Raw genomic sequence first — 25841 nt, 5'->3', positions numbered from 1 at the left:
AAGGGGCTTTTTTTATGCCTTAATCACCGGATGTCCGCTCAGGGTTAAACAGGTCTTACCTGCGGCATGAACAAGCGTAGCCTGCGCACCCAGCGGCAGAGTGACGGTCTTCTGTTCGTGGCCGAAATCGAGCCCGCTGATAATCGGCACCGACACCCGGGCGCGCAGATAATCGATCATGGTCGCCAGATCGTAGCCGGCATCGTAATCATTGGCAGTCGCGCCGCTAAAACTGCCGAGCACAATCGCCTGCTGACGGTCGAGAATGCCCGCGTGATGCAGCTGCAGCAGCATGCGCTCAACGCGGAACGGGTGCTCGTTGATATCTTCCAGCACCAGAATGCCGTTCTCAATGGCGGGCAGCCAGCGGGTGCCGATCAGCGACACGACCATCGCCAGATTGCCGCCCCACAGCTGGCCTGCGCGTTCACACGCCGGGCCCTCGCCCTGCCACTCCACGGAATAAGTGCTGTTTTGCAGCGCGCGCCAGAAGTGATCCAGGGTAAAAGCGTTCAGCTCCGGTGCGCCAAAGTTGCCCGCCAGCATCGGGCCGCTGAAGGTGATGACGTTATGCAACGCCAGCAGGCCGAGCAGGATGACGGTGAAATCGCTGTGGCCGCAAATCAGCAGCGGGTCCTGCTGCTGGCGTTCGGCCAGCCCCTGCCAGTCGATCTGCTCCAGCAGGCGGCTGGCGCCGTACCCCCCGCGCACCGCCAGTACAATCTGGTTGGCACCCGGCAGGCGAGCGAGGGCGTTTATGTCGCTCAGGCGCTGCGCCTCGGTTCCGGCAAATCGCTGCTGACGGCGGGGTATAATTATCTGATTTTGCACCTGATGCCCGTCGTCCAGTAAACGCGCAACGCCCCGGTGGGCCGCTTCCTGATTAATGCAGTAACCTGATGGTGCGATGAGATGAAACTGAGACATGGCATTTCCTTGCTGACTTATAAATCTAAATGTATATATCATGCCGCCTGAGCGCGTCCTTCATCAAGCGGAGGATAGGGTAACAGCGATGAATGACCATAAGGACAGATGACGTGAAATTGAGATGGTTTGCTTTTTTGATTGTGTTGCTTGCAGGCTGTAGTTCAAAGCAGGATTACAAAAAACAGGAATGGAACCCGGAAGTCCCGGTGAAACGGGCGATGCAGTGGATGCCGATCACTGAAAAAGCCGGTGCTGCCTGGGGCGTCAGCCCGCGTCTGGTGACCGCCATCATTGCGGTTGAGTCGGGCGGGAACCCGAATCTGGTCAGTAAATCGAACGCGGTGGGCCTGATGCAGCTGAAAGCCTCCACCGCCGGGCGGGAAGTCTACCGCCATATGGGCTGGAGCGGACAGCCATCCACCAGCGAGCTGAAGAACCCGGAGCGCAATATTTCGATGGGTACTGCCTATCTGAGCATTCTGGAGCACGGGATCCTGCAGGGAATTGAGGACCCGGAAGTGATGCAGTATGCGCTGGTGGTTTCCTACGTTAACGGGGCAGGCGCGCTGCTGCGCACCTTCTCCTCGGATCGCAAAAAGGCGATTGCCGAGATCAACGACCTGGACAAAGACGAGTTCTTTGAGCACGTTGTCAACAATCACCCCGCTCCGCAGGCGCCGCGCTATATCTGGAAAGTGCAGAAGGCGATGGACGCCATGTAATCCGTTGCCGGGCCGCCACGCGCTGCCCGGCCGCGATTAACGCACCTTGTTGGCGCGCTCCCGCGCTTCACGCTCGAGCGAGTAGATAATCCGCTGCAGTTCCCGCTCCGGGCCCGGCCCGACATTGAGAAAACGGAAGCTCAGACGCGGCGTGGTGATGGTTTCGTTTTTGCTGTCCACCACCTTACGTTCGCTCACCGTGATCAGCTGCGCATCGAAGAAGAAGCGACCCCAACCGCCCATATCCAGTTCGATTTGCGAGAAGCGCATCCCTTCGACCAGCGCGTCGGGTTTAGCGCTATCCATCAATGCCCCCATGCCGCCCAGGGAGAGATCGTGCAGGCGAAAACGGATCACGCTCTTGTCCGGCATTTTGGCTTTACAGAAGTAGGCCGGATGCAGCGGAGCATTGATGCGGAAATATTCCCGTCGCTGGATACACCATACCGATGCCGGCAGCGAGGTGATAAAGGCGGGCAGCCCCTGCCAGGTTCCCTGTTCCAGCCGCGGCAGATCGAACTCCACTTTCGCCCCCTGGGTGTCGGCGGCCACGGTGATGGTTTCTGCGCGCAGCACCGCACGGTTTTCGTACTCCTGGCTGCCTAAATCCATCACCAGCCGCTCTGGCGTTGCATCCAGAATTTTGCTGATGAACTGGTTGTTCCCCCAGCTGATACGCACGGGAACATTCTGTTTTTGCAGATCGCGTAATACCCCTAATACAGCCAGCGGATTAGTTTTCAGGAACTGCTCACTGTAATTACTCACGCCCCAGGGCTCCTCGATAAATGACAGTCTGTGGTTGCGTTATCGGCAGGCAACGGCGGAACTTAATACAAACCAGCAATTATTTTTTTTCGCCACAGCCGCAATTAAGTCAGTGTCCTCAATATGGTTTTCCGGCTATTGCCTATACTTATATGACTTGCGCGGGCGGGTGTTCTGCGCAAGCTTAACTCTGCAAGAGGGCATCACTATGGGTATTATCGCCTGGATTGTATTTGGTCTGATTGCTGGTGTTATCGCAAAATTCATCATGCCGGGACGGGATGGTGGCGGTTTTATTGTGACCTGTATCCTTGGGGTCGTAGGTGCGGTTGTCGGCGGCTGGCTGGCAACGATGTTTGGCATCGGCGGCAATGTATCCGGATTTAACCTGCAAAGTTTTCTGGTCGCCGTGGTGGGCGCTATTCTCGTGCTACTGGTTTACAGGATGGTACGACGCGCCTGACACACGTAAAAACGGCTCTTTTGTAAGAGCCGTTTTTTTGTGCGGTTTTCCCTGCAACATCGCCGGGTGGCGGCTACGCCTTACCCGGCCTACGTCCTGCCTTTGAACTTGTAGGCCCTGCAAGCGTAGCGCCGCCGGGCAGCAGGCCGCACCGGGGCCACATCGCCGGGTGGCGGCTACGCCTTACCCGGCCTACGACACCTTACTGCCCGACACTCTTCTGCGTTTCCGCCGGTTCATCGTTAGCGGCTGGCTGCGACGTGGCGTTGCCGCTGGTCGCCGGTGGCGTCGTTACCGAGGGTTGATCGCTTGTTGCCGCAGGTTGGTTACTGGTGGCCGGTGCGGGAGTGGCTGCCGGTTGATTGCTGGTGGCCGCCGGGGTGGTGGTAGTCGCCGGTTCATCATTAGCCGCAGGCTGCTTGGCTGGCAGTTTGTCGCAAGGGTTGGCCTGCGGGCAAACCAGATCCAGCATCTTCAGCGTTACGCCGTTAGTCCAGCCAAAGCCGTCCTGCAACGGATATTCGCCGCCACCGCCGCCCGTGCCGGTGGTGGACACATCATATTTCTCCACCAGCTTCTGCTCGCGATCGTAGGTGTGCTGGACGTTAGTAAGGAAGCGCCAGGTGACGTCCATCGCCACTTTTTTATGCCCGTAATTCTGCAGGCCTTCGGTGGCGACCCACTGCAGCGGTGCCCAGCCGTTTGGCGCATCCCACTGCTGGCCGCTGTTGACGTTGGTCGTCGCAATCCCGCCGGCTTTCAGCAGCTGGGCCTCGGCGGCCGTGGCCGTTTTGTCCGCACGCTCCTGCGAGGCCGCCTGCACGTACAGCGGGAACAGCGCCGCGGCGGTCAGCTGATCGCGCACCTGTTTGGTTTTCAGATCGTAATCCGCATACCAGCCTTGTTTGTCGTTCCACAGATAGCGCTCCATCGCTTTCTGGCGATCGGCTGCCAGACCCTCGTAACGGCTGGCCGCCGCGCTGTCCCCGCCGTCCTGACTGGCCTTCGCCAGCAGTTTTTCCATCTTGAACATCAGGGCATTCAGATCCACCGGCACGATGCTGGTGGTGCGGATCGTCCCCAGCTGCTGCGGATCGTCCATCCAGCGTGAGCTAAAGTCCCAGCCGGAGGCGGCGGCGGAACGCAGATCGCGGTAGATCTCGGTCGCCGGGCGGTTGGGGTATTTTTTCGCCGTGTTGATATCATCCAGCCAGGATTCCGGGCGTGGGGTATCGCGATTGTCCCAGTAGCGGTTCAGCACGGCACCATCGTCCAGCTTCACCACCCGCTGGCTGGCCTGACCCGGCTGGAGGGCATCCACCCCTTCCATCCAGTAGGCGTACTCTTTTTCCATCTGCGGACGGTATTTCTTCAGCGCCTCGCTGTCGTGGGTCGCCAGCAGCTCGACCATCAGGGAGAAGAACGGCGGCTGGGAGCGGCTCAGGTAGTAACTGCGGTTGCCGTTGGGAATATGGCCCCAGCTGTCCAGCTCATAAGCGAAGTTCGCCACCATATCGGCGACTTTGTCCCAGTGGCCGCTCTCGGCCAGACCCAGCATGGTGAAGTAGCTGTCCCAGTAGTAGATCTCGCGGAAACGCCCGCCCGGCACCACGTAAGGTTTCGGCAGCGGCAGCAGCGAATCCCACTTCCCGGCGCTGGAGGTGGTGCGCGTCAGCACCGGCCACAGGCCGTCGATATGCGCGCGCAGGCTCTGTCCGGCAGGCGGAACGTACTTTTCCTTTTCCGTCGGCAGGGTAAAGTTCATGTCAACAAAGTGACGCAGGTCGAAGCCGGACTGTTTGCGCTGCATGTGGTAATCGGCAAGGATCGCCTGGGGATCGTTTTTCGGTACGGCATCGGCAAAGGTTTTTTGATCGGGGAAGAGTTTGGCGCTTTGCACGTCGTTAAACAGCGGCCCGAACAAAATGTCCGGGGGTTGTTTCTGGGCGCTGGACGAGTCGTCCGCATAGCTGAAGGCGGTGATCCCAAGCAGGATGCCGCCAATCGCCAGCCGCAGTGTGGCGGGGCGTTGAGGTCTCATCATGGTTGTTCTCCTAAGTTCGCTGGGCAGCGTGGCCGCTGTCATCAATCACCTGAAAACCTTAGACGAATCTTAGCCATTTCGCGTGTCGGATAGCGCATTTTGCGCATATCCAGACAATTTACCGTTGCGGATGGATCGGAGCGAAGCCGCTGTTTTTTCACATATATGCCGGAACAATCCTCACATCTGCACTACCTTCATAACCAGGCTAAGTGAAAGGGAGTGCCAATGAAATCTTTACCTTTGATCGTTCCAGCCATCCTGCTTCTTGTCGGCTGCGGGGCAAACAACTCACCGCCGCAGGCCCCCATCCCCGGTGAAAGCACCTCCGCCAAAATGCGCACCCTGGAAACGGGCGCCCAGGTGATTCAGTCCCGCCCGCCGGTGGAGGCCATCAGCGCTTATCTCGACGGCTTTCATTTTTACAGCGGGGATAAAAACGGACAGATGGAGGCCCATCACTACGTGACGGTGCTCAATGAAGACGTGATGCAGGCGGTTATTTATGACGGTAATACGAAGGATGCCCGGCTGATGGGCGTCGAGTACATCATCAGCGAGCGCCTGTTTAATACCCTGCCGCCGGAGGAGAAAAAGCTCTGGCACAGCCATCAGTATGAAGTGAAATCGGGCAGCCTGGTGGCTCCCGGCCTGCCGGCGGTGGCGGACAAGGCGCTGATGAGCAAAATCGTCAACACCTACGGCAAAACCTGGCACACCTGGCATACGGATCGCGACAAAACCCTGCCGCTCGGCATCCCGGCCCTGATGATGGGCTTTACCGGGGAAGGGCAGCTCGACCCGGCGCTGCTGGCGGATCGCGATCGGCGTCTGGGGATCGATACGCAGGAGATTAAACGCCAGCGTGCCGATATCGTTGCCCACCCGGTGGCGAAGGGCGCCAATGCCTGGCAGCAGGGCGAGGTCATCCAGCTCCGGCGCGTGCAGGGCAGCGGTGAACACGGTCACGGCGACACTACGCATTTTGGCACGTCAGAGCAGAATCAGCAGACGCAATCACCTTGATGAGGAGGCGATATGAAGATCCATCACCTTAATTGTGGGTGCATGTGCCCGCTGGGCGGCGCGTTTTACGACGGTTTCAGCAAGGGGCTGCATGCGCACCTGGTCTGCCACTGCCTGCTGATCGAAACCGAGCGCGACGGGCTGGTGCTGGTGGATACCGGCTTCGGCCAGGGGGACGTGCGCGAGCCCTCCCGGCTGTCGGGCTTTTTCCGGGTGCTGAATAACATCCAGCGCCGGGAGTCGCTCACGGCTCGCGCCCGGGTCGAGGCGCTGGGCTTCAGCGTGGCGGACGTCCGCCATATTATTCTGACGCACCTCGATTTCGATCATGCGGGCGGGCTGACCGATTTCCCCCACGCGCGCATCCACTTAATGCAGCAGGAGATCGACACCGCGCAGCAGCGCCACAGCTGGCTGCAGCGGGAGCGCTATCGCCCCGGGCAGTGGAGTGCCACCTCTGGCTGGGAGGGCTATCAGGTGCAGGGCGAGCGCTGGTTTGGCTTCGACGCGGTAACGGCCCTGAACGGACTGCCGCCGGAGATCCTGCTGGTGCCGCTGGCCGGGCACACGCCGGGGCACGCCGGGATTGCCATCCAGCAGCCGCAGGGGTGGCTGCTCCACGGCGGCGACGCCTGGTTTTACCGGGATGAGATGCGCCAGCCGCAGCGCCACTGTACTCCCGGACTGCGCTTTTACCAGTGGATGATGGCAATGGACAACGATGCCCGGCGGCGCAACCAGCAGCGGCTGCGCGAGCTCTCCTGCACCCATGCCCATGACATCACTTTTTTCTGTAGCCATGATGCGCGGGAGCTGGAAAGTCTGTCGACGCAGCCAAAACCGTCCTGATTACCGGAACTTAGGCGTGGCCTGCTTTTGCGGGGATACGCTTAAAAATTATACTGGATATTTGAACAGGTATTTGTATACTATTAGAGCAAATTACCCGAGTAATGTATGAGTGAGGGGTGAAACCTATGGTAATTCCTGTTCAAAATTTCCAGTCCAACAACCAGCTTGCCACCATCAGCAGCCGTGAGATCGCAAAAATGACCGGCATTGCCCATACCGAGGTGAAGCGCATGGTGAAGAGTCTGGAAACAGCGCAGCGTCTTTCGCAGCCGGTAACGGCCAGTCTGTACGAGCGCGAAGGTGAAACGCGGCAGGAGTTTTTGCTGAACAAACGCGACTCCCTGCTGACGGTTTCACGCATCTCCCCGGGCTTCACGGCTGCCATGCTGGATCGCTGGCAGGAGCGTGAGAGAAACGCCAATATCCCGGACTTTACCAACCCGGCGGCGGCGGCACGCGCCTGGGCCGAGCAGTATGAAAAATGCCACCGGGCGGAGGAGCAGCTTGCGCTCTGGGCTCCAAAGGCGGTGTTTTTTGACCAGTTCGTCAGAGTGAAAGAGGCGATGGGTTTTCGTCAGCTCTGTAAGATGCTCAAGGCTAAAGAGCCGCAGTTCCGCGAGTTCCTGCTGGAACGCAATATCATGCAGCGCGTCGGCGGCAATCTGGTGCCGCCGCAGCACCATATCGACGCGGGCTATTTTACGCTGCACAGCGGCGTGGGCGAAAACCAGCACACCTGGTCTCAGGCGCGCTTTACCGCGCGCGGCGTGAAATGGGTGGCCGATCTGTGGTCAAAACATCTCTCCACGCTCACCATCGAACTGCCCCGCGAGGAGCGCAGCGAAGGCACACCGTCGCAGCAGAGCTGGCTTTAACCGCTAATCGAACCGGTCAGATCTCCTGTGGGGTCTGACCGGCTTCGCGTAATGCCCCCGGCGACTGGCCGACAATCCGCTTAAACGCCCGGCTGAAGGCCGCCAGCGAGCCGTAGCCGAGGCGCAGGGCCACGGTCTCAATCGCCTGATTCTCCTGGCCGATATACTGGATCGCCAGCCGCATCCGCAGCTCGGTCAGGTATTTCGCCGGGGTCGTGCCGGTAGCCGAGAGAAACCGCTCGGCAAACACCGACCGCGACGTTCCTGCCTCTTTTGCCAGCTCCGCCACGCTCCAGTTAACTCCCGGCTGCTGGTGCATGGCGTAGATCGCCCGGCTGAGGCGCGGATCGCGCAGCACCTGGATCCAGCCGGTGGCTTTTCCGCACCCGGCCTCGACCCAGCCGCGCACAATCAGCGCCGCCACCACGTCCGCCAGCCGGGCGAGGATCCCGGCAAATCCCACCTGACGGGTCATCGACTCGCGCTCCATCGCCTCCAGCAGAGGATGGATCTCCGGCCAGGTGGTCATCAAACGGCTGACCATCATCACCTCCGGCATCGCCTTGATCAGCGGCTGCATCCCGCCGAGATCGAAATCCATACACCCGCTGAATATCACCACGTTGTCGCTGTCCGGGCAGGGCTCGCAGTGGATATCGCAGACGCTGTTGCAGATCGGCTCGCTGGGAAAGGCCGAGACCGGGGTCACCGTCGCGTCGTCTCCGGAGAGCAGGGCATGAGCATCGCCGTTGGGGATAAACACCGCGTCGCCGCTGTTCAGCGCGAAGCGCGCTCCGCTGTGCATCCGCAAGACCGCCGGACCGCGGCTGATAAAGTGGAACTGGGCTTTTCCCGCGGCCGCGCCGAAGGCCACGCCAAAGGGCATGCTGGCCTCAATCCGGCGGTATTTCACCCCCGACAGGCGCATTCCGCGCAGTAACTCACTGATCAAATCAGGCGACTGGAGCGTCATTTCTCGATTCCCGGACGAATAATCAATAAGTGGAGATTATATGTCATAGATCGTCCGCGGTGAACTGCCTATGCTTTGCGACATACATCACATTTTCCTGACGGGAGTCGTACAAATGCATTCATCCATCGCCGCAAATGAGACCAGCGCCCCGGCCAGACCCGCCTGGCGCGCGGTCTGGTCGCTGGGACTGGGGGTATTCGGCCTGATTGTCGCCGAGTTTTTGCCTGCCAGCCTGCTGACGCCCATGGCTGCCAGTCTCGGCGTCAGCGAGGGGGTGGCCGGGCAGTCGGTGACCGCCACCGCGCTGGTGGCGCTGGTCACCGGCCTGCTGATCACCTCCGCCACCAAAAGCATCGACCGCCGCTGGGTGCTGATGTTCTTCTCGGTCCTGCAAATTATCTCCAGCCTGATGGTCGCCTTCGCGCCGACGCTGCACGTCCTGCTGATGGGCCGCTTGCTGCTCGGCGTGGCGATTGGCGGCTTCTGGGCAATGTCCACCGCCACCGCGATGCGCCTCGTGCCCGCCAGCGACGTGCCAAAGGCGCTGGCCATTATCTTCTCCGGGGTGTCGATTGCCACCGTGGTGGCCGCGCCGCTGGGTAGCTATCTCGGCAGCCTGATCGGCTGGCGTAACGTCTTTATCCTCTGCGTGGTGCCCAGCGCGCTGGCCCTGCTGTGGCAGCTGTGGGTACTGCCGTCGATGCGTCCGGAGAACAGCGGTAGCCTCAGCACGCTGTGGCGGGTTCTGCGTCGTCCGGGGATGATCGGTGGCCTGCTGGCGACTATTCTGATCTTCAGCGGCCATTTCGCCTTCTTTACCTATTTGCGTCCGTTCCTCGAGACGGTGGGGCAGGCGAGCGTGGAAACCATTTCCCTGATCCTGCTTGGCTTTGGCGTGGCAAACTTCGTCGGCACCTCTATTGCCGGGCATCTGCTGGCGCGCAACCTGCGCCTTACCCTGGCGCTGGTGCCGTTCGCGATGGGGATCCTGGCATTGCTGATGGTGGCCTTTGGGCATCTGGCGCTGGTCGACGGCCTGCTGGTGAGCCTGTGGGGCTTCGCCTTCGGTCTGGTACCGGTGGGCTGGTCAACCTGGCTGGCGACCACCGTCACTGACGAGGCCGAAAGCGCGGGCGGACTCATGGTCGCCGCGATCCAGCTGGCGATCGGCGCCGGTGCGGCAGGGGGCGGGGCGGTGTTCGATCTCAACGGCGCGAGCGGAGTATTTACCGCCAGCGGCGTGCTGCTGGTCTCAGCGATGGTGATGGTGTTTGCCGGGGTACGGGTGAAACCGGTCGCGGCGGAATAAGTTTGCATGCCCGGCGGTGCTGCGCTTGCCGGGCCTACAAAAACCGTAGGCCGGGTAAGGCGTAGCCGCCACCCGGCGATGCCACTACTGCTGCGCGGTATTTTTCATTGGAATCAACGAAATCACCACCGCGCCCAGCACCAGGAAACCAGCCACCATAAAGATCCCGGCGTTGAAGTTGCCGGTGACATCCTTCATCCAGCCCATCAGCAGCGGCCCCAGCGCGGCGCCGGTCATCCCGGTGGCGTTGATCACCGCAATCCCCAGGGCACGGGCGCGCAGCGAAATAGAACGGTCCGGCGTCGTCCAGAAGATCACCATCGCCGCAAAGGCACCGGAAGAGGCCATCACGATCCCGGTGAACTGCAGCATCGGATCGCTGCTGGTGGCGGTCAGGATCCAGCCTGCGGCGGCAAACAGGTACGGCAGCAGGGTGTGAACTTTACGCTCGTTGCGCTTATCGGAACGCTTGCTCCACCAGACCATCGCCACTATGGTACAGACCTGCGGGATGGCGCTCAGGATCCCGATGGTCACGTTGCTGCTCTCCTCGCTGATGCTGCGCAGGATCAGCGGCGTCCAGACGCTGAGGGCGCTCAGAGTGTTGGTCAGGCAGAAGTAGGCGAGGGTGTAGAGCATGATGGTCGGGGTGAACAGCTCCCGCATCAGGCTGCCCTGTTTCGGCGCCAGCGCGGCCCGCTCCCGCTGCTGGGTGCTCTCAGCATTCAGGCGATCCGCCTCCAGCATCTCCTTCAGGCAGGCTTTGTCATCCTGGGTCAGCCAGCGGGCTTTGTCCGGGCTGTCGTCCAGCCAGAACCAGACCACGAAGCCCAGAATCACAGACGGGAAGCCTTCCAGCAGGAACAGCCACTGCCAGCCCTTCAGGTTCATCACCCCATCGAGGTTCAGAATGTACCCCGAGGCCAGCGAGCCCAGCGCCATCGTCACCGGCATGGCAATCATAAACAGGGCGTTAGCGCGGGCGCGGTAGTGGGCCGGGAACCAGAAGGTTAAATAGAGCAGCAGGCCCGGCAGGAAGCCGGCTTCGGCGATCCCCACCAGCATGCGCAGCACATACAGGCTACCAGGGCCGGTGGCGAACATGGTGGCGGTGGATGCAATCCCCCGGACCACCATCAAAATCGCGATCCAGCGCCGGGCGCCCACGATACTCAACATCACGTTGCTGGGGATCCCGCAGATAACATACATCACGTAAAACAGGGTGGTCGCCAGGCCAAACATGGTGCTGGTGAGGCCCAGATCTTTGCCCATCGTTAGCCCGGCAAAGCCGATGTTGATCCGATCCAGGTACGAGAAGACGAACAGGATGAACAAAAAAGTGATTAGCCTGCGGAATAACTTTTTGATCACACGCTGTTGACGCGGATCGAGCGCGGCGTCAGCAGGCGAAGGTGGAGCCAGCACGTCAGCGCGTGTCTGTTCCAGCGATGGACTCTCGTTCATGAAAAGCTCCACATTGCGGTTATTGGTATTGTTGTTTCGTGCAACCTGAACACGTGCGCTAACGTATAGGAAATCGCACACATAAACGTCAATGTTATGTTTGAAAAATGATACGCAATTGTTAATCACGTAGCGTTTTCGAATCATATTGCGATATCGATCGGCTTTCGTGGCGCACAGGTAATAAGAGAAGGCATTGCCGGGCGTGAAGAGGCTATAGCGGGCGGACAATAGCGGGTATAATTGCGGCCATTGCATCACTTCTGGAACGTCATTTCATGAGTCAAACCACACCATCGTCAGACACCGGCTCCTCTTTTCATCGCGAAGAGTTCCCGTTCTACTGGATCGTTAATGTCTATGCGCGCTACACGCAAGTTATGGAAATCACACTGAAAAAGGTGCAGCTCGATGTTTCCCGCTTTCGGGTGCTGATGATTACCGAGCAGTACGGTAAGGCCAGCATCTCGCAGATCTCCGAATATGCGATGACCAAGATGCCGACCGTCACCAAAATCGTCGGTCGCCTGCGGGATGACGGCCTGGTGACCACCGCCAGCAGCGTCCAGGACGCCAGGGTGACCGAGGTGATGCTCACCGATGCCGGACGTGAAAAAGTGGCCGAGGCGCACCGCCTTACCAGTAAGGTTTTTGAGAAGGGTTTTAAAGGGATGACCGCCGCCCAGATGGAAAAAATGAACCTCTCGCTGGCGAAGGTACTCGATAACCTGAACGAGCTTTGAAGCGGCCGCAGGGAGAATTGCGGATTTGTGACAGCCTTAAAAATTTCAAATAATCTAATTTAAAACAATGAGTTAATAAAAAGCCGCGCTGAGTCCCAGCGCGGCTTTTTTTCATTTCCGTGCAGTTTTAATTGTTATTAATCATCATCATACCCCTCTCGCCTGCAAGTATTATAAAAATGTTTCCATGTTATTTTTACGTAAAAATAACGTGAAAAATTACTTGAATATTCATCTAAATATTCCATCATTGACCTGAGTTCACGTGGGTCGAATCGCAGCGAAGACTGCCCCGCCCGAATATGATTCGTTTTTTCTGTCTAAGGTGCGAATTATGCAGCCTGTTACTGAGAGCAATGGTTACGTAGCACGGTTTACCCTCGGCGAGGGCGACCTCAGCTTTGCGGTGAAAGACACCCTCGACATCGCAGGCTTCCCGACCCGCGCCGGCTGTCCGGCACTGGCGTCCAACCCGGCGGCGGAACAGCATGCTGAGGTGGTGGCGACCCTGCTCGGACAGGGCTGCGTCCTGACCGGAAAAACCACCCTGCATGAGCTGGCGTTTGGCGTCACCGGGATTAACCCCTGGGGCGGCACGCCGGTTAACCCGCGTTTCCCTGACCTGATACCCGGCGGCTCCTCCAGCGGCTCGGCCGCGGTGGTGGCTGCCGGAGAGGTGGATTTCGCCCTCGGCACCGATACCGGCGGCTCGGTGCGGATGCCCGCCGCCTGCTGCGGGATCCTCGGCTTAAAACCCACCTACGGCCGGCTTAGCCGGGCAGGGGTGATGCCCGCTCACAGCTCGCTGGACTGCGTGGGCATCTTTGCCCGCAGCAGCAGCGTCCTGCGCCGGGTGCTGACCCGTCTTGCCCTTCCGGTCGACGCGCCCGTGACCACGCTGCCCGCGATGGGCTTTATCCCGACGGCCACGAGCGACATAGACGCGCTGCTGCTGAATTTCCTCGCGCAGTGGGACCTGCGCCCGCAGCAGGTTGATCTCCCCCTGCTGGGCGATGCTCATCGCGCCGGACTGACCCTCATCAGCCGCGAAAACTGGCAGGCCTTTAATCCCTTACTGAGCGACGACAGAGTGTCTGCCGACGTGGCAACCCGCATTCGCGCCGGAGCCAGTATCGATGTTGCTGCCCTGAATGGCGCTGAAGATATCCGCCAGGCATTCACCGCCCAGGTCGATGCCCGGCTGGCGGAAACCCCGCTGCTGGCGCTGGCAACCCTGCCGGAACTGCCCCCGACCCTGGAAGAGGCGAAAGACCCGCTGAGCGTGGTCAACCTCACCCGGCTGGTGCGCCCGTTCAACCTCAGCGGCCATCCGGCGCTGACCCTGCCTGCGGGCACGCTTGGTGGCCGTCCGGTGGCGTTGCAGCTGATCGCCGCCAAAGGGCAGGAGGGCCTGCTGATCCAGGCCGCCGAATGGCTGGCTGAACGACGACGCCGCTAACCATCCCGTTTTACCGCGCCCGGTTTTAACAATAACTCAGTGAGTACCACTCATTGCGGCAGCGCTCGTCTCTCTGCGGGCCGCACACTCTTTTCGGGAGGAAGCTATGTCAGCCATTCATGTTCGTGAGGAGCTCGTTCCACTGCTGAATGACGTTGCGGCCCGCAGCGCCGATTTTGAGCAGCAGCGTCATATCTCTGATGACATCATCGCCCGGTTTAAGCAGGTCGGCGTCTACCGCGCGCTGGTCCCCAAAATCTATGGCGGCGAGGAGTGCTCTCCGGCGCAGTTCTGTGAGCTGATCGAGCAGATCGCCACCGCCGATGGCTCCGCAGGCTGGGTCGCCAGCTTCGGCATGAGCCCGTTTTATCTCGGGGCGTTGCCAACGGACACCCTGAAAGCGCTCTACCGCGACGGCCCGGACGTGGTCTTCGCTGGCGGTATCTTCCCGCCGCAGAAGGCGGTGCTGGCCGACGGCGGCTACCGCGTCAGCGGGCGCTGGGGCTTTGCCAGCGGCAGTATGGGCGCCTCGGTGTTTGGCGTCGGCATCCTGCCGGAAAGCGGCGAACCTCTGCCGCGGATGGCGGTTCTGCCGCGTGATTGCGTGCAGATCGACCCGGTGTGGAACACCGTCGGCCTGGCCGGAACCGGCAGCCACGATCTGGTGGTTAACGATGCCTTTGTGCCCCAGGAGTGGACCTTCGTGCGCGGCGGCGCCCTTAACCTCGACGGGGCGCTCTATCGCTATCCGGTGCTGTCTCTCGCCACTCAGGTACTCTCGGTGGTGGCGCTCGGCGTGGCCCGCGCCGCCCTGAATGAAATCTATGCCATAGCCCATCGTCAGCAGTCGGTAACCGGTGCCCCGCGGCTGGCCGACCGCCCGCAGGCCCAGATGCAGATTGCCCGCTGCGAAGCGGATCTGCGCTCCGCCCGGGCCTGGTTCTACGACGCCATCGACGATGTCTGGCAGTGCATTCTCGCCGGGGGTGAGCCTGCCAGCGAGCAGATCAACGCCCTGCGGCTCTCCTCTACCCACGTCACCCGCGTGGCCGCCGAGGTCACCCGCCAGGCGCTGGCGCTGAACGGCATGGGCGGCATCACCATGAAAAGCCCGCTGCAACGCTACGTGCGCGACACCATGGTGATCACCCAGCACGCCTTTATGGGCGACCTCTCTTATCTCAACGCCGGTACGGTCTATTTCGGTGGCCAGCCTCTGCCGGGTTATTTGTAATTTTGACGAAAGGAGCAACAGATGAGCCAGACAACAACCTTACGCGTGCTGTTTTGCATCGGCGTGAACCAGAACTTCTTTGATGCCACCCCGGCGGAAGCCAAACAGGTGTGGGGCGCGTTCGGCGTGATGATGAAAGGCATCGACGAAACCCAGGGCATCCGGGTGATCGGCAACATGGACGACGACCGTCTGATGGTTGGCCCGTCTACGACCTCCCCGTGGACCACCTACGTGCTGGCCGATGCCGACAACCTCGACAGCGTGGTGGCCGCCTGCAACCTGTTCCGCACCACCCCGGTGGGCGATGGCGAGAGCAAGCTGTGGAAGTACTGCAAGATCGAAGCCCGTGTCGGGCGTGAACTGATCATTCAGTAACGGAGCCCATCATGAGCCCACAGGATGCGCTGCGTTTACAGCAGCTTGAGGATCAGCAGGCAGCCCGGGTCTGTATCAGCAACTACATGCGGCTGTGCGATCGGCTGGACAGCATGGAGACGGTACAGGCCATCGGGGCGCTGTTCAGCGCAGACGCCTGCTGGGAAGGGGTGGGGGAACCCTACGCCACCCGGCTGGGCAGGCATCAGGGGCGTGCGGCGATTGAGGCGATGATGGCGAGCTATGTCCGCCACCCGGCGCACTTCGCCCTCAATGCCCATTTTCTCTGTTCCGAAGCCCTGTATCAGGATGCCGACGGCGAGCTGCACGGCCGTTGGCTGATGCTGCAAACCTCCGCCTTTACCGCCGGAGGGGCGCACCTGAACGCGGCCGAGTTGCAGATTATTTTCCGTCGCGAGGCGGGGGAGATGACCATCCACCATTTCACCACCCGCAACCTGTTCAGCAGGCCGGTAAGCCACTGGCAGGCGGCGGATGCGCTCCCGGTACCCGACAACAATCAGACCCCCGACGACGAGCAGGAGACAGATTATGCAGTGTGACCACATCATCAATGTCAAAAATATCGATACCACGGCGCAGCCCCTCCCGACCAGAGAAGAGATTGCGGCCCTGGTGAAGGCGGACCGCGTCCACACCTCGCTCTATACCTCAGATGAGCTGTTCCAGCTGGAGCTGGACCGTATTTTCACGAAAACCTGGGTCTGGGTGGCGCACGTCAGCGAGATCCCGGAGACCGGCAGCTTTAAAACCACCGAGATCGGCACCCAGCCGGTGATTGTGGTGCGCGACCGCAAAGGCACCGTCCACACCCTGCTGAACCGATGCCGACACCGCGCGGCCACCGTCTGCGAACACCGCACCGGCAAAACCAACAGCTTCGTCTGCCCGTACCACGGCTGGGGCTACGCCCTCGACGGCAGCCTGCGCGGCGTGCCGCACCCGGAAAGCTACGCCGATCAGCTGGAGAAGAACGAACTGGGGCTGGTGTCGCTGCGTACCGAGCAGTACGCGGGCATGGTGTTCGCCACCTTTAACGAGCAGATCGAACCCCTGGAGGATTTCCTCGGCGCGGCGAAGAAGTGGATGGATCTGTTTATGAAGCAGGGGGCGGGCTACCCGGTCAAGACCGGGCCTGCGCACCGCTTCCGCTTCCCGGGCAACTGGAAGATCCAGCTGGAGAACACCACCGACGGCTACCACTTCCCGGTGGTGCACCGCTCCTTCCTCAGTTCGGTCGATAAGCAGACCGAAGAGATGCTCAATTTTGTGGACGGCAGCGGCTATGTCGAAGATCTCGGCAACGGCCACAGCGTGATGGTGATGATCCCCGAGCTGGTGGATCTGGAAGCCAACCTCGATGCGCCGATCCCGGAACGCTTTATCGGGCTGGCGGACGAACTGCGCAAAGAGCACGACGAAGAGCAGGTCCGCCGCATCGTGCGGGCGGTGGGCGGCTCTGGCTTCAACCTCAACCTGTTCCCGAACATCGCCTGCTCGATGGCCTTCTTCCGCGTTCTGCAGCCGATCTCGGTGATGGAAACCGAGATTCACCACGCGGTGATCACCATGGACGGCGGGCCGGAGATTGCCAACCAGGCGCGTCTGCGTCTGCACGAACACTTCCAGGGCCCGATGGGCTTTGGCACCCCGGATGACTCCGAGGCCTGGGAACGGGTCCAGCGCGGGGCCACCGCGGGGGACGACCTGTGGATCATGCTTAATCGCGGCCTGGCCGGGGAGTACCGCACTGACGACGGCCTGCGCAGCGACGTCAGCGCCGAAACCGGGATGCGTGCGGCCTACCAGCAGTGGAAAAAGTTAATGACGGAGAGCGAAAAATGATGACGCCAGATTCTGTGCTGTTTGCGGCGATGTCCGTAATTAACCTCGAAGGCGATCTGCTGGACCAGGGCGAGTTCAACGCCTGGCTGGATCTGTGGCAGCGCGACGGCCTGTACGTAGTGCCGATCGACCCGAACGAGAACGATTTCAAAAACACCCTTAACTACGCCTGCGACGATCACCACATGCGCGAGCGCCGGGTGAAGCGCCTCTACAGCGGGGAGTCAATCTCCACTACGCCGCGGGCCAGAACGCTGCGCACCCTGTCGCGCTTCCGCCTGCTGGAGTCCAGCGAGGATCTGATCGTGGTGCGCGGGGCGCAATCCCTGTGGGAGCACCGTAAAGGCCACAGCCGCCACTACGCGGCGGACATCACCTGGCACCTCAAGCCGCAGGACGGCAGGTTGCTGATTACGCAGAAGGTGATCCGCCTGGTCAACAGCGACGATGTGCTGCACAGCATCGGCTACATCCTCTGAGGAGCCGTCCATGACGCAAACCGTATTAGTGACCGGCGCCGCCGCCGGTCTGGGCAACGCCATTGCCGCTCATCTGCTGAAGCAGGGTTATCAGGTGGTGCTGACCGATGTCGATGTGGATCGCGCCCGGGAGGCCGCAGATCGTCTCGATGACGGTCAGGGCAGGGTGCTGGCGCTGGGGCTGGATATCTGCCAGCCGCAGGATTTTACGCAGGCGCTGGAGGCCAGCGTTGAACGCTTCGGCAGCCTGGAGGTGCTGGTCAACAACGCCGCCCTGACCCTCGCCACCCCGGTGCTGGAGATTAACGTCGAGGAGTTCGACCGGGTGATCGCCACCAACCTGCGCGGCACCTTTGTCGGCTGTCAGACCTTTGGGCGCTACTTCGCCACCCGCGGCTACGGTCGCATCATTAACCTGGCCTCGCTGGCCGGGCAGAACGGCGGCACTGCCTCCGGGGCCCACTACGCGGCCTCGAAGGGCGGCATTGTGACCCTGACCAAAATCTTTGCCCGCGAGCTGAGCAAATCCGGCGTGACGGTCAATGCCATCGCCCCGGGCCCGCTGGATCTGCCCATGGTTCACGCCCTGGTGCCGGAAGAGAAGATGCCCGGGCTGCTGCAAACGATCCCGGTGGGCCAGCTAGGGGAAGCAGAGTTTGTCGCCCAGGCCGTGGCTTTGCTGGCATCCGAACAGGCGTCGTTTGTCACCGGGGCGACCTGGGACATCAACGGCGGTCTGTTTATGCGTTAAGGAGTCAACATGCTGACATTACAGGTTATCAGGCGGGAGTTGCAGGGCGAGGTGGTCCTGCTGACGCTGGCGCATGCTGAGGGTATCGACCTCCCGGCCTTCAGCGCGGGGGCGCATATCGATCTGCATCTGGCAGACGACGTGGTGCGACCGTACTCCCTGTGCGGCGACCCTGAGGATCGCCAGCACTACCAGCTCGGCATTCTGAAAGATACCCAATCCCAGGGGGGCTCCCTTGCCGCCCACGCCCTCAACGTGGGGGATCGGATCCCGGTCAGCGAACCGCGCAACCTGTTTGCACTGGATGCGTCAGCCAGCCACAGCCTGCTGATTGGCGGCGGGATTGGCATTACCCCGATGCTGGCGATGGCCGCCGAGCTGCACGCCAGCGGGCGCTCCTTCAGCCTGCACTACTGCGCCCGAACGCGCGACGGGGCGGCCTTTATAACGCAGCTGGAGCAGGCGGCCTGGGCCGACCGCGTTCAGCTGCACTTCAGCGACACCCGGCGGCTGAACCTGGCGGCAGTGCTGACCGACGTCCCGGCCAATACCCACGTCTACACCTGCGGCCCGACGCGGCTGATGGATGCCGTTACTGAACAGGCCGCGGCCCTGGGTTACTGCCCGGAGCAGGTGCATCTGGAGTGTTTCAGCGCCGAAGTCGAAACCGGCGGCGCGGCATTCGAAGTCTTCGCGGCAGCCAGCGGCATCACCGTGCAGGTGCTGGAGAGCCAGACCATCGTCGAGGCGCTGGCACTGGCCGGGCTGAAGGTGTGCGTCTCCTGCAAACAGGGGATCTGCGGCAGCTGCCTGACCGACGTGCTGGAGGGCGAGCCGGACCATCGCGACAGCTACCTGACCGACGAAGAGAAAGCCGACGGCGACCAGATTTTGTTGTGTTGTTCCCGGGCGAAAAGCGCCCGTTTAGTCATCGATCTGTGAGGAAACCCTTATGACACTGCAAACCGAATTTCGTAATGCGATGGCACAGCTGGGAAGTGCGGTCTCGGTGATCACCACCGACGGCCCGGCGGGCAAGTTTGGCTTTACCGCCTCCGCCGTGTGCAGCGTTACGGACTCGCCGCCGACGCTGCTGGTCTGCATGAACCGCAACTCCTTTGCCCACGCGCCCTTCAGGCAGAACGGGGCCCTGTGCGTCAACGTGCTCTCCAGCGACCATCAGGATCTCTCCGGGGTGTTCGCCAACGCCAGCCTGCGATCCGAGCAGCGTTTTGCGTATGACTCCTGGCAGGTGCTGGCCAGCGGCGCACCGGTACTAAGTTCGTCGGTTGCCAGCTTCGACTGCCTGATCGACACCTGCCATGAAGTGGGCAGCCACTCGGTTTTCTACTGCCAGGTGCAGGCGATACGCATCAGCGAAACGCCGCGCGGCCTCGTTTACTTTAACCGTCGCTACCATGCCGTCGGGCATGACCTGGAAGCGTAACACCCACAATAAAAGGTAACGCGGATGAGCCATGTTGAGACTCAAACAACTGCTGCCCCGGCTGCGGGCGCACAGGATGCCGGACAGCTGCGCAAGCTGGTGATCGCCTCGGTGCTGGGCAATGCCCTGGAATGGTATGACTTCTTCCTCTACGGCACCGCCGCGGCGCTGGTCTTCGGGCCGCTGTTCTTCCCGGTGGGCGGCGACCCGATGCAGGGCACGCTGCTGGCCTTCTCCGGCTTTGCGGTGGGTTTCCTTGCCCGTCCGCTGGGCGGGATCGTCTTCGGCCATATCGGGGATCGTTACAGCCGCAAGATGACGCTGATCATGACCCTGACCCTGATGGGAGCCACCACCTTTGTGATCGGCCTGCTGCCGGTCTATGCCCAGATTGGCATCTGGGCGCCAATCTCGCTCATCACCCTGCGCTTTTTACAGGGCGTGGCGTCCGGCGGCGAGTGGGGCGGCGGGGTGCTGATGTTGAGCGAGAACGCCCCGGCGTCGCGTCGCGGCTACTTTACCGCCTGGAGCCAGATGGGGGTGTCCGGCGGGTTTGTCCTCTCCGCCTTCGCCTTTTATCTGGTGCAGAAGCTGCCGGAAGACGACCTGATGAGCTGGGGCTGGCGCGTGCCTTTCCTGCTCAGCATCGTGATTTTCCTGGTCGGGGTCTATATCCGCAAAAACATCCGCGAGAGCAAGGCTTTCAGCCAGGCAAAACCGGAGGCGAAGCACGAGAAGATCCCGCTGATGGTGCTGATCCGCGAGCACCCGAAGGCGCTGTTTCAGGCCATCGCCCTGCGTCTGCCGGAGAACGGGGCCTCCTATATCTTCTTTACCTTCTCGGTGGTTTACGCCAAACACATCGGCATTGGCACCGGGGAGATCATCAGCGCCGTGACCCTGGCGATGCTGGTGGAGTTCTTCTCGATCCTGTTCTGGGGCGCGCTCTCGGATCGCATCGGCCTGAAGCCGGTCTACTACATTGGCGTCATCGGCCTGCTGGTGATGGCCTTCCCGTTCTTCTGGCTGCTCTCCACCGGGGACTACGGCTGGATCATGGTGGCGATGCTGCTCGGCCTGCCGTTCTGCCACGGGGCGATGATCGGCACTCAGCCCTGCATCATGAGCGACCTGTTCCCGGTGCGCGTGCGCTACTCCGGCCTGGCGCTGGGGCATGAGGTGGGCTCGATCTTCTCCGGCGGTCTGGGACCGATGCTGGCGGTGGCGCTGCTGATGCATTTTGACGCCTCCTGGCCGGTCTCCCTGCTGCTGATGGCCTATGCGCTGCTGGCGTGGATCGCCCTGCGCAGCCTGCCGTCCACGAATAAAAACAACGAGGTAAGCAAATGATTGATAAACGGATTGCCGCCGCCGATGCCGCCGTGGCGGACATTTTCGACGGCGCGGTGGTGATGGTGGGCGGATTTGGCGCGGCCGGACAACCCGCCGAACTGCTGGATGCCCTGATCCGCCGCCAGCCGCGGGATCTGACCCTGATCAGCAACAACGCCGGGAACGGCGATTATGGCCTGGCGGCGCTGCTGAAGGCCGGCTGCGTGAAGAAGGTGATCTGCTCCTTCCCGCGCCAGACCGACTCCTGGGTGTTTGACGACCTCTACCGCCGGGGCGAAGTCGAGCTGGAGCTGGTACCGCAGGGCAACCTTGCGGCGCGCATTCAGGCGGGCGGCAGCGGCCTGGGGGCAATTTTCACCCCCACCGGATTTGGCACCGAACTGGCGGCGGGCAAAGAGACTCGTCACATCGACGGCAAAGATTATGTCCTCGAGTACCCGCTCAAAGCCGATTTCGCCCTGATCAAAGCCCTGAAGGCCGACCGCTGGGGCAATCTGGTGTATGACAAAACCGGGCGCAACTTCGGGCCGATCATGGCTGCGGCAGCCAGCTGCACCATTGCCCAGGTGAGCGAGATGGTCGCCCTCGGCGAACTCGACCCGGAAGCGGTGGTGACGCCGGGGATTTTTGTTCAACGCGTGGTGACGGTCGCACCCGTTCGCCTGCCGCAGACGGCATAAGGAGATCCCGTGAATAAACTGACCCATCAACAGCTGGCCGAGCGCATCGCCCGGGACATCCCGGAAGGGGCCTACGTGAACCTCGGCATCGGCCTTCCAACCCGGATCGCCAACTACCTCCCGGCGGATCGCGAGATCTTCCTGCACAGCGAAAACGGCATTCTCGGCATGGGGCCTGCGCCTGCGCCGGGAGAAGAAGATCCGGAGCTGATTAACGCCGGGAAACAGCCGGTGACCCTGCTTCAGGGTGGCTGCTATTTCCACCACGGCGACTCCTTCATGATGATGCGCGGCGGCCACCTCGATATCTGCGTGCTGGGGGCCTATCAGGTCTCCGAGCGCGGCGACCTGGCCAACTGGAGCACCGGCGAACCGTCCTCCATTCCCGCCGTCGGCGGGGCGATGGATCTGGCGATTGGCGCGAAGCGCGTCTATGTGATGACCGAGCATCTGACCCGTCAGGGCGAGTGCAAAATCGTCCAGGCCTGCACCTATCCGCTGACCGGGATGGCCTGCATCGACCGGATCTACACCGATATGGCGGTGATGGATATCACTGCGCAGGGCATCCTGGTGCGCGAGCTGTTTGGCGACGTGACGGCGGAGTATCTCCAGTCCGTCACCCCGGTGGCGCTGACCTTTGCCCTCAACGCCGAAACCGAGGAGGCGTAAATGGATCTGGAATATCGCCTCGATGGCCCGGAAGAGGCCCCGGTGCTGGTGCTCTCTAACTCGCTGGGCACCACCTGGCAGATGTGGCAGGGGCAGATGACCGACTTTACCCGCCATTTTCGCGTGCTGCGCTACAACACGCGCGGGCACGGTCGCTCTCCAGCGTCGGCAGGGGGCATCACCCTCGATTCGCTGGGGCATGACGTGATTGCCCTGCTGGATCATCTGGATATTGAGCGCGCCTTCTTCTGCGGCATCTCCCTTGGCGGGATGACGGGGATGTGGCTCAACCGCCATGCTCCATCGCGCTTCCCGCGAATCGTGGTCGCCAACACCGCGGCGAAGATCGGCGAGGCGAAAAGCTGGTTGCAGCGTGCCGCCACCGTGCGTCAGCAGGGGATGGCTCCGGTCGCCAGCACCGCGGCGGATCGCTGGTTTACTCCGGCGTATCGCCAGCAGAACCCCGGGATGGTCCAGCTGCTGATCGACGATCTCGCCGATACCCCAACCGAAGGCTATGCCGCCTGCTGCGAAGCGCTGGCAACGGCGGATCTGCGCGATGAGGTCGCCGCCATGCTGCACCCGATGCTGGTGATTGCCGGTGCTGAAGATCCGGTCACCACCCCGCAGGACGCGGAATGGCTTGCCGCCCAGGCGAAGCAGACCGAATGCGTCACCTTGCCCGCCTCACACCTGTCGAACGTGGCCTGTCCATCCGGGTTCAACCACCACGTCGTGACCTTTTTAACCGCAGGAGCTGTACATGACCATCACCATTGAATCCCTGGCCTGCTGGCTGGTGGATATCCCGACCATTCGCCCGCACAAGCTGTCGATGGCGACCATGGGCTGCCAGACGCTGACCATTGTCCGCATGGAGTGCGCGAACGGCATCACCGGCTGGGGCGAAGCCACCACCATCGGCGGCCTGAGCTACGGCGCCGAAAGCCCGGAGGCGATCAAATCCGCCATTGAAACCTATCTGGCCCCACTCCTGTGCGGCCAGTCGTTCCACGGCGTGGCCGACCTGGCGGAGAAGATGAACGCCAGCGTGAAGGGCAACACTTTTGCCAAATCCGCCCTCGAAACCGCGTTTCTCGATGCCCAGGGTAAAGCGCTGGGTCTGCCGGTGAGCTCCCTGCTGGGCGGGGCATTGACTCAACGCCTGCCGGTGCTGTGGACCCTGGCGAGCGGCGACACGCAAAAAGACATTGAAGAGGGTAAACGCCTGCTGGCGGAAGGGCGGCACAACACCTTCAAGCTGAAGATCGGCGCCCGCGGGCTGGATGTGGACATTCGACACGCCCTGGCGATCAAAGCCGCGCTGGGGGATGAGGTGAGCGTGCGGGTCGACGTTAACCAGGCCTGGGATCTGACCACCGCCATCAAAGGGATGACCCTGCTGCAGAACGGCGGGATCGACCTGGTGGAACAGCCGATCCCGCTCTGGGATCGCCAGGGGCTTATCACTCTCAGCCAGCGTTTTGCGGTACCGATCCTCGCCGACGAAGCGGTGGCAACCAGCCATGACGGCTACGCCCTTGCAAGCGGCGGCTTTACCGGCGCGTATGCCCTGAAGATCGCCAAAGCGGGCGGCCCGGCGCAGGCCCTGAAGCTGGCGCACGTGGCGCAGGCGGCGGGTGTGGCGCTGTACGGCGGCACCATGCTGGAAGGGACGCTCGGCACCGTGGCCTCGCTGCATGCCTGGTCGACGGTAAACATGCAGTGGGGCACCGAGATGTTCGGCCCACTGCTGCTGAAGGATGACATCGTGGTACGTCCGCTGGAATTCAGCCAGGGAGAGGTGACGTTACCGCAGGGGCCAGGACTGGGCGTCGACATCGACGAAGACAAGCTGCGTCATTACGCACGTAACTAAAGGAAAACGCGATGCTTTTTAAAGTGGAAATGACGGTCAACATCCCGTCGTCGCTGCCTTCGGCAGAGGTTGAAGCGATCAAAGCGAAAGAGAAAGCCTACTCCCAGCGCTTACAGCGGGAAGGTAAATGGCCGCACATCTGGCGCGTGGTCGGGCAGTACGCCAACGTCAGCATTTTTGACGTGGCGGACAACCAGGAGCTGCACGACATCCTGACCGCGCTGCCGCTCTACCCGTGGATGGAAATCAGCGTGCAGCCTCTGTGCATGCATCCGTCCTCCATTCATAACGAACAGTAGTCGTCGACATAACAACAAACTGAACCCTACAAAGAGGAAGATGCAATGTCCGTGAATCCTGCACATCAAACCGAACTGGAATCCTTACTGGCGATCAGCAGCGGCTTAAACGCCACCAGCGGTAACGATCGTCTGAAAAACATCATGCACCAGCTGCTGAGCGACCTGTGCAAAACCATCAAGCAGTTCGACGTCACCGACGAAGAGTTCTGGGTGGCGGTGAACTACCTCAACGAGCTGGGCGGTCGCCAGGAAGCGGCGCTGCTGGCGGCTGGCCTGGGCCTGGAGCACTATCTGGATATGCGTGCCGACGAGAAAGAAGCGGCATCCGGCGAGAACCAGGGAACCCCGCGCACCATCGAAGGCCCGCTGTACGTGGCGAATGCGCCGCTGAGCGATGGCTTTGCCCGCATGGACGACGGTCGGGAGCAGGCGGAAACCATGTGGCTGCAGGGCCAGGTGACCGATCTGCAGGGTAAGCCGGTGGCGGGCGCGATTGTCGATATCTGGCACGCCAATACCCTCGGCGGCTACTCGTTCTTCGACCAGTCCCAGAGCGAATATAACCTGCGTCGCCGCATCCGTACCGGTGAAGACGGCCGCTATGCGGTGCGCAGCATCGTCCCGTGCGGCTACGGCTGTCCGCCGGATGGCCCAACCCAGAAGCTGCTGACAGCCATTGGCCGCCACGGTAACCGCCCGGCGCACGTGCACTTCTTTGTGTCAGCACCGGGGTATAAGCACCTGACCACGCAGATCAACCTGAACGGGGATGAGTATCTGTGGGATGACTTTGCCTTTGCGACGAGGGCGGAGCTGATTGCGGATCCGGTGAAGATTACGGACAGTGCCGTAGCTAAACAGCGGGATCTTGATGGGGAGCATACGGAGGTGAATTTTAGTTTTGCGTTGGTGGAAGCGGCGGAGAGCGAGGAAGAGCAGAGAGGGAAGCGGGCGCGGGTTAAGGAATGATTGCTGAGGATTGAAAGTGCCGGGGCCGGTTTGTGGCCCCGGTGTTCTATTGTATGGAGATATCACGTTTATGGCTGGGTATAGTGATGCCTCGCTTGAATGACTGTTAAGTGCCAGAAGCGGACGTTGCTAACACTTGAATGTACTCATCCGCGGGGCCCGGTCAGCGCAATATGGCAACCTAAGGCGCTGTCGTG

Annotated in this window: 28 protein-coding genes; 23 read left to right on the top strand and 5 right to left on the bottom strand. The window is 61.4% G+C overall.

The features are described 5' to 3' along the window. Positions 1-12: 12 nt before the first annotated feature. Positions 13-927: a muramoyltetrapeptide carboxypeptidase gene (ldcA, locus tag GNG27_RS13735; protein WP_156264022.1), complete on the bottom strand. Its 915-nt coding sequence runs from the start codon at positions 925-927 to the stop codon at positions 13-15. Between the two features lie 113 nt (positions 928-1040). Between ldcA and emtA the strand changes: the two genes are divergently transcribed. Next, entirely contained in the window at positions 1041-1652 is a 612-nt protein-coding gene (emtA, locus tag GNG27_RS13730; protein ID WP_142489910.1) for a membrane-bound lytic murein transglycosylase EmtA, read from the top strand. A gap of 36 nt (positions 1653-1688) precedes the next feature. Here emtA and GNG27_RS13725 read toward each other — a convergent pair whose 3' ends face one another. Beyond that, on the bottom strand, positions 1689-2420 hold the full coding sequence (locus GNG27_RS13725) for a flagellar brake protein (RefSeq protein ID WP_156264021.1): 732 nt from the start codon (positions 2418-2420) through the stop codon (positions 1689-1691). Between the two features lie 208 nt (positions 2421-2628). On the opposite strand from GNG27_RS13725, the gene GNG27_RS13720 reads away from it, so the two are divergent. After that, a complete protein-coding gene (locus GNG27_RS13720) occupies positions 2629-2883 on the top strand; it encodes a GlsB/YeaQ/YmgE family stress response membrane protein (protein ID WP_142489908.1) in 255 nt (84 codons plus the stop codon). Positions 2884-3085: 202 nt separating this feature from the next. Here GNG27_RS13720 and treA read toward each other — a convergent pair whose 3' ends face one another. Further along, complete coding sequence (gene treA / locus GNG27_RS13715; protein WP_156264020.1) at positions 3086-4927, bottom strand: alpha,alpha-trehalase; 1842 nt, start codon at positions 4925-4927, stop codon at positions 3086-3088. Between the two features lie 228 nt (positions 4928-5155). Here treA and GNG27_RS13710 point away from each other — a divergent pair, with 228 nt between their 5' ends. The 3 genes from GNG27_RS13710 to GNG27_RS13700 all read left to right on the top strand — a co-directional run bounded on the left by GNG27_RS13710 (position 5156) and on the right by GNG27_RS13700 (position 7680). Continuing rightward, positions 5156-5953 (top strand): OBAP family protein, encoded by a 798-nt coding sequence (locus tag GNG27_RS13710; RefSeq protein ID WP_156264019.1) that lies wholly within the window; start codon positions 5156-5158, stop codon positions 5951-5953. A 12-nt stretch (positions 5954-5965) separates the two neighbouring features. Continuing rightward, positions 5966-6802, top strand: coding sequence for an MBL fold metallo-hydrolase (locus GNG27_RS13705; protein WP_142489905.1), 837 nt, complete (start codon positions 5966-5968; stop codon positions 6800-6802). A 128-nt stretch (positions 6803-6930) separates the two neighbouring features. After that, positions 6931-7680, top strand: a complete 750-nt coding sequence (locus GNG27_RS13700) for a phage antirepressor KilAC domain-containing protein (RefSeq protein ID WP_142489904.1) — start codon at positions 6931-6933, stop codon at positions 7678-7680. A 16-nt stretch (positions 7681-7696) separates the two neighbouring features. Here GNG27_RS13700 and GNG27_RS13695 read toward each other — a convergent pair whose 3' ends face one another. Beyond that, on the bottom strand, positions 7697-8653 hold the full coding sequence (locus GNG27_RS13695; RefSeq protein WP_156264018.1) for an AraC family transcriptional regulator: 957 nt from the start codon (positions 8651-8653) through the stop codon (positions 7697-7699). A gap of 115 nt (positions 8654-8768) precedes the next feature. Between GNG27_RS13695 and GNG27_RS13690 the strand changes: the two genes are divergently transcribed. Further along, positions 8769-9965 (top strand): MFS transporter, encoded by a 1197-nt coding sequence (locus GNG27_RS13690; protein ID WP_156264017.1) that lies wholly within the window; start codon positions 8769-8771, stop codon positions 9963-9965. Positions 9966-10049: 84 nt separating this feature from the next. Here GNG27_RS13690 and hpaX read toward each other — a convergent pair whose 3' ends face one another. Beyond that, positions 10050-11432 (bottom strand): 4-hydroxyphenylacetate permease, encoded by a 1383-nt coding sequence (gene hpaX, locus GNG27_RS13685; RefSeq protein WP_156264016.1) that lies wholly within the window; start codon positions 11430-11432, stop codon positions 10050-10052. Between the two features lie 278 nt (positions 11433-11710). Here hpaX and GNG27_RS13680 point away from each other — a divergent pair, with 278 nt between their 5' ends. The 17 genes from GNG27_RS13680 (at position 11711) to catA (ending at position 25644) form a co-directional block, all read left to right on the top strand. After that, a complete protein-coding gene (locus GNG27_RS13680) occupies positions 11711-12175 on the top strand; it encodes a MarR family winged helix-turn-helix transcriptional regulator (RefSeq protein ID WP_156264015.1) in 465 nt (154 codons plus the stop codon). 334 nt (positions 12176-12509) lie between these two features. After that, a complete protein-coding gene (locus GNG27_RS13675) occupies positions 12510-13634 on the top strand; it encodes an amidase (protein ID WP_156264014.1) in 1125 nt (374 codons plus the stop codon). A 106-nt stretch (positions 13635-13740) separates the two neighbouring features. Continuing rightward, on the top strand, positions 13741-14868 hold the full coding sequence (locus GNG27_RS13670; protein ID WP_156264013.1) for an acyl-CoA dehydrogenase family protein: 1128 nt from the start codon (positions 13741-13743) through the stop codon (positions 14866-14868). Between the two features lie 21 nt (positions 14869-14889). Continuing rightward, positions 14890-15246 (top strand): IacB protein, encoded by a 357-nt coding sequence (locus GNG27_RS13665; RefSeq protein ID WP_142489897.1) that lies wholly within the window; start codon positions 14890-14892, stop codon positions 15244-15246. Positions 15247-15257: 11 nt separating this feature from the next. Next, the gene (locus GNG27_RS13660; RefSeq protein ID WP_156264012.1) at positions 15258-15809 is read left to right on the top strand and encodes a nuclear transport factor 2 family protein; all 552 of its coding nucleotides are present in this window, start codon (positions 15258-15260) and stop codon (positions 15807-15809) included. Continuing rightward, on the top strand, positions 15799-17112 hold the full coding sequence (locus GNG27_RS13655) for a Rieske 2Fe-2S domain-containing protein (RefSeq protein ID WP_156264011.1): 1314 nt from the start codon (positions 15799-15801) through the stop codon (positions 17110-17112). Before GNG27_RS13660 ends, GNG27_RS13655 begins: the two co-directional genes overlap by 11 nt. After that, positions 17112-17591 carry an aromatic-ring-hydroxylating dioxygenase subunit beta gene (locus GNG27_RS13650; RefSeq protein ID WP_156265145.1) on the top strand — a complete coding sequence of 160 codons (480 nt, stop codon included), beginning with the start codon at positions 17112-17114 and terminating at the stop codon, positions 17589-17591. Before GNG27_RS13655 ends, GNG27_RS13650 begins: the two co-directional genes overlap by 1 nt. Positions 17592-17601: 10 nt before the next feature. Next, entirely contained in the window at positions 17602-18342 is a 741-nt protein-coding gene (locus tag GNG27_RS13645; RefSeq protein ID WP_156264010.1) for an SDR family NAD(P)-dependent oxidoreductase, read from the top strand. Positions 18343-18351: 9 nt separating this feature from the next. Further along, entirely contained in the window at positions 18352-19284 is a 933-nt protein-coding gene (locus GNG27_RS13640) for a PDR/VanB family oxidoreductase (protein WP_156264009.1), read from the top strand. Positions 19285-19294: 10 nt separating this feature from the next. Beyond that, the gene (locus tag GNG27_RS13635) at positions 19295-19789 is read left to right on the top strand and encodes a flavin reductase (RefSeq protein ID WP_142489892.1); all 495 of its coding nucleotides are present in this window, start codon (positions 19295-19297) and stop codon (positions 19787-19789) included. Between the two features lie 24 nt (positions 19790-19813). Further along, entirely contained in the window at positions 19814-21139 is a 1326-nt protein-coding gene (locus GNG27_RS13630; RefSeq protein WP_156264008.1) for an MFS transporter, read from the top strand. Then, on the top strand, positions 21136-21822 hold the full coding sequence (locus GNG27_RS13625; RefSeq protein WP_156264007.1) for a 3-oxoacid CoA-transferase subunit A: 687 nt from the start codon (positions 21136-21138) through the stop codon (positions 21820-21822). The genes GNG27_RS13630 and GNG27_RS13625 overlap by 4 nt, the downstream gene beginning before the upstream one ends. A 9-nt stretch (positions 21823-21831) precedes the next feature. Further along, positions 21832-22494, top strand: a complete 663-nt coding sequence (locus GNG27_RS13620) for a 3-oxoacid CoA-transferase subunit B (protein ID WP_156264006.1) — start codon at positions 21832-21834, stop codon at positions 22492-22494. Continuing rightward, positions 22495-23274 carry a 3-oxoadipate enol-lactonase gene (gene pcaD, locus GNG27_RS13615; RefSeq protein WP_156264005.1) on the top strand — a complete coding sequence of 260 codons (780 nt, stop codon included), beginning with the start codon at positions 22495-22497 and terminating at the stop codon, positions 23272-23274. Further along, a complete protein-coding gene (locus tag GNG27_RS13610; RefSeq protein ID WP_156264004.1) occupies positions 23258-24373 on the top strand; it encodes a muconate/chloromuconate family cycloisomerase in 1116 nt (371 codons plus the stop codon). The genes pcaD and GNG27_RS13610 overlap by 17 nt, the downstream gene beginning before the upstream one ends. 11 nt (positions 24374-24384) lie before the next feature. Further along, positions 24385-24672 (top strand): muconolactone Delta-isomerase, encoded by a 288-nt coding sequence (catC, locus tag GNG27_RS13605; protein ID WP_156264003.1) that lies wholly within the window; start codon positions 24385-24387, stop codon positions 24670-24672. A gap of 45 nt (positions 24673-24717) precedes the next feature. Then, positions 24718-25644 (top strand): catechol 1,2-dioxygenase, encoded by a 927-nt coding sequence (catA, locus tag GNG27_RS13600; RefSeq protein ID WP_156264002.1) that lies wholly within the window; start codon positions 24718-24720, stop codon positions 25642-25644. Positions 25645-25841 lie beyond the last annotated feature (197 nt).

It is taken from the genome of Leclercia sp. 119287, from assembly GCF_009734485.1.
GTDB classification, from domain to species: domain Bacteria; phylum Pseudomonadota; class Gammaproteobacteria; order Enterobacterales; family Enterobacteriaceae; genus Enterobacter; species Enterobacter adecarboxylatus_C.
The sequence above is the reverse complement of the archived record's forward strand: the minus strand, read 5'-3'. Positions and strand labels throughout refer to the sequence as shown.